The sequence below is a fragment of the Infirmifilum sp. genome, from assembly GCF_049970975.1.
GTDB classification, from domain to species: domain Archaea; phylum Thermoproteota; class Thermoprotei; order Thermofilales; family Thermofilaceae; genus Thermofilum; species Thermofilum uzonense.
Genome location: NZ_JBMFLX010000147.1, coordinates 1 through 2,969, shown reverse-complemented (window position 1 = coordinate 2,969; position 2,969 = coordinate 1). Strand labels below are relative to the sequence as shown.

The 2,969-nt window shown below is 47.3% G+C and carries 4 protein-coding genes and 3 tRNA genes; 3 read left to right on the top strand and 4 right to left on the bottom strand.

Annotation, left to right across the window (positions count from 1 at the left end):
• Nucleotides 1-260 precede the first annotated feature (260 nt).
• Complete coding sequence (locus tag ACP5KC_RS09770; RefSeq protein WP_428287437.1) at nt 261-521, top strand: hypothetical protein; 261 nt, start codon at nt 261-263, stop codon at nt 519-521.
• 36 nt (nt 522-557) lie between these two features.
• On the opposite strand, the gene ACP5KC_RS09765 is transcribed toward ACP5KC_RS09770, so the two are convergent.
• Together ACP5KC_RS09765 and ACP5KC_RS09760 are read right to left on the bottom strand one after the other, a co-directional pair.
• Nucleotides 558-646: transfer RNA gene (locus ACP5KC_RS09765), tRNA-Phe, on the bottom strand.
• Nucleotides 647-737: 91 nt separating this feature from the next.
• Nucleotides 738-811 (bottom strand) — tRNA-Gln (locus ACP5KC_RS09760).
• A 177-nt stretch (nt 812-988) separates the two neighbouring features.
• On the opposite strand from ACP5KC_RS09760, the gene ACP5KC_RS09755 reads away from it, so the two are divergent.
• On the top strand, nt 989-1,399 hold the full coding sequence (locus tag ACP5KC_RS09755) for a hypothetical protein (RefSeq protein WP_424741038.1): 411 nt from the start codon (nt 989-991) through the stop codon (nt 1,397-1,399).
• A 66-nt stretch (nt 1,400-1,465) separates the two neighbouring features.
• Here the strand turns inward: ACP5KC_RS09755 and ACP5KC_RS09750 are convergent.
• Nucleotides 1,466-1,567 (bottom strand) — tRNA-Leu (locus tag ACP5KC_RS09750).
• A 38-nt stretch (nt 1,568-1,605) separates the two neighbouring features.
• Nucleotides 1,606-2,370: a tRNA (adenine-N1)-methyltransferase gene (locus tag ACP5KC_RS09745; protein WP_424737896.1), complete on the bottom strand. Its 765-nt coding sequence runs from the start codon at nt 2,368-2,370 to the stop codon at nt 1,606-1,608.
• Nucleotides 2,371-2,442: 72 nt separating this feature from the next.
• On the opposite strand from ACP5KC_RS09745, the gene ACP5KC_RS09740 reads away from it, so the two are divergent.
• Nucleotides 2,443-2,901 (top strand): 30S ribosomal protein S19e, encoded by a 459-nt coding sequence (locus ACP5KC_RS09740; protein WP_052884937.1) that lies wholly within the window; start codon nt 2,443-2,445, stop codon nt 2,899-2,901.
• The last annotated feature ends 68 nt before the right edge of the window (nt 2,902-2,969 follow it).

Genomic DNA, 2,969 nt, shown 5'->3' with positions numbered 1-2,969 from the left:
TCGCAAATCCACTTCTTTCTAATGGATGCAGTTAAGCAGGGAAAAATAGTCGAAAGAAGCCCATTGTTAAATTGGATGAGCCTAGAGGAGACTCCTCTTGATCAAGAGAAATCCGAAGCATAATTCTTTCAGAACCCTTTATTGAATCTAAAACGCCCCGCGTCACTGGGGCGGGCTCCCGGGTTACTCTTCTTTGGGGTTATTCTCTGGCTTCTGGTGGTCTTATCTTTTTGTCCCTTGTCTTTTGATGTGGCTTCGCTGTGTGGGGGTGTAGGATTCGATTTTCGCTGTTGTGGGCAGATTGTATCCCACTCTTCTGGTTATGTTTAAGCACGCGTTTATGTCAGCGTTTATTTCGAGGCCCAAACCCTGCACACGCCTCGCTGAGGGCCTACGCTGGCATCCTCTTAGACCAAAGGAGGGCACTCCAAAGCATGGAAGCAATGCTCAGGGGACTCGTGGAGTACAGGGGCATGCTTGAAAGCCTCCTCGAGGAATGGGAAGCGGGGAAGACATACTAGGGATTAGGGATATTGAAAGTAAAATAGGGCCGAGAATGGTGCCGGGGCCGGGATTTGAACCCGGGACCTCTCGGTTTCTACTGGGAGACTTCAGCCGAGCGCTCTCCCAGCTGAGCTACCCCGGCTGACCCTAAAGTTGTGGTTTATTGGGGAAATAAATGGATTTCGCTCTTCGATTATTACAATAAGTAATGTTCCTGCATAAGAAACATGAAGTAGCCCGGCGGGGATTCGAACCCCGGATCTGCGGGGCCAGAGCCCGCCATGCTTGACCGCTACACCACCGGGCTCTACTTCTTTATTTAGTTGAAGGATTTAAATCTAGCTCTACTGGTGTCAAGAGACGTAAGATTAGAGGTTGTAAAAGTATTATGTGTGCAGACTCATATATATTGAAGGTCTACAGCGGGCACAACGAAGAGCTTATTTAGTGGGGGGTTTTTCGGGGTCTGGGAGGTCTTGTGCGGATGCGTGGTCTTAAAAGTATAGCCGTATTCTATGTGAACAGAGATGCAGAAGTTTTTTGGCTTGATTTAGGGGTTCTAGGCCTTAAAAAGACTAGGAGTAGTGAAAGGTACGCGATTTACTTTAAGAAAATTATTGAGTGGCTTGTGGAGTATGGATTGAATCCAGAAAGATACGTTGTGTCCGAGCACGTTTTGCGTTATCAATTACAGGGTGATCCGCCAAGAAATGCTTTAGTGCTTGCTGTGACCTTGTCGCATAAGGGACGCGTTATTTACGCCGTCCTGGCGTCCTTCACACCTGGCGTACTAATAATTCTTAGCAGTAGATTTCGGAATGCAGGCTGGAAAAGCGAGTTCCTTTTGGATATGGCGGCTGAGAGAATTCAAGGTTATAGCTCTACGGAAGAGTAAACCCAATTAGTCTTCCACTTTTATTCCTTAAAAAATTCTAGAAAATGAGTATTATTCCAGGAGAGGTGCGGGGGCCGGGATTTGAACCCGGGTAGGCCGACGCCAGCGGATCTTGAGTGTGGGCCCTCATAGGGACCGCCCCCTTTGACCTAGCTCGGGCACCCCCGCTTGTTTTCTATAATTCAGATGGGGTTAAAAGCATTACACTATGGTTTCCGAGCCCTGATTATGTAGCCGGTATGCATGACTCCAAGCGTTAGTGGGCGTAGCTCGCCAGGAGTGGCTTGGTATTTTCTCTGAATGCTCTCGGAAACCTCTATGAGTTTAAAATCAGATGATCGAAGACTGCGAAGCGTTTTTTCAACCTGCGTGAGAGTTGGTACAAACACTGTCAGGGAGCCTCCATGTGTTAGCTTAGCGTAAGCCTCATGAATAATTTCCCATGGGGATGGAAGATCTAAAAGAACCGCATCCACATCTTCCTCTTCAATACCGTCTCGGATGTCCCTGTTTTTCGCGGTTATATATGGTAGGACTCCAAGAAGCTCGAAGTTCTTTAGGGCCTGCTGGTAGAAATCCTTACGTATCTCATATGTGTATACGCGTCCACTCGGTCGCACGTACCAGGCCAGAGTAGCAGTTAGGAAACCAGTCCCCGTTCCAGCTTCAACTACAACACTTCCAGGTCCTACGCCTGAAGCAAGTAATATGTAACCCAGGTCTTTTGGATAAATTACCTGAGTTGTTCTTTGCAGCCCTTCAAGCCTCTCCATGAAGCTCGTTTTTGTCACTAGTAGTTTTTCACCTATATTCGTCTCCACGTAACTGCCGTATGGCACACCAATGAGTGATGAGAGGTCTATTGAGCCATGTGTTGAGTGAAACGTCTTTCCTTTTTCAACGCGTACGACATAGTTTTTTCTTTCATTGTAATACAACAGTACCCAGTCTCCTTCTTTCACATTGGACATAAACAAATCCTTTTCTTCTAAGAGACATAAATTTTATAAGTTGTGTCGAAGTGTGTAGGGAAGGTGAACTGTTTGGTAGATGCACGTTTCGTTCCCCCAAACATACTGATTGAAGAATTGGCTAAATATCTAAAAGAGAATGTAAAGGAAGTCCAGCCACCCGAGTGGTCATATTTTGCAAAAACGGGACCCACCCGGGAACGCATACCAAGTGATCCTGACTGGTGGTATAAGAGGTGTGCAGCTCTTCTCAGGAAGGTATACCTCTACGGGCCAGTAGGTATAGAGAGGCTGCGCACAGCGTATGGTGGTAGAACCAAGAATACTGTCAAGCGGAAACATTTCAAAAAGGGTGGAGGGGCAGCGGTCCGTAAAGCGCTTCAACAGTTAGAAGCTGCCGGTCTTATCGTGAAGACGAGCAAGGGGCGGGTTGTCTCCGATCAGGGCAGAGCGCTTGTAGACAAGATATCTATCTCGTTGTTCAAGAAAATGGCAGAGCAGAGACCCGAGCTAAAGAAGTATATAGAGTAAGTTTACCACTGCCTGCACCGCTGGGTGCCGGCTCCTCGGTGTTGTCCTTTTCTTCTTCTCGGTGAGGG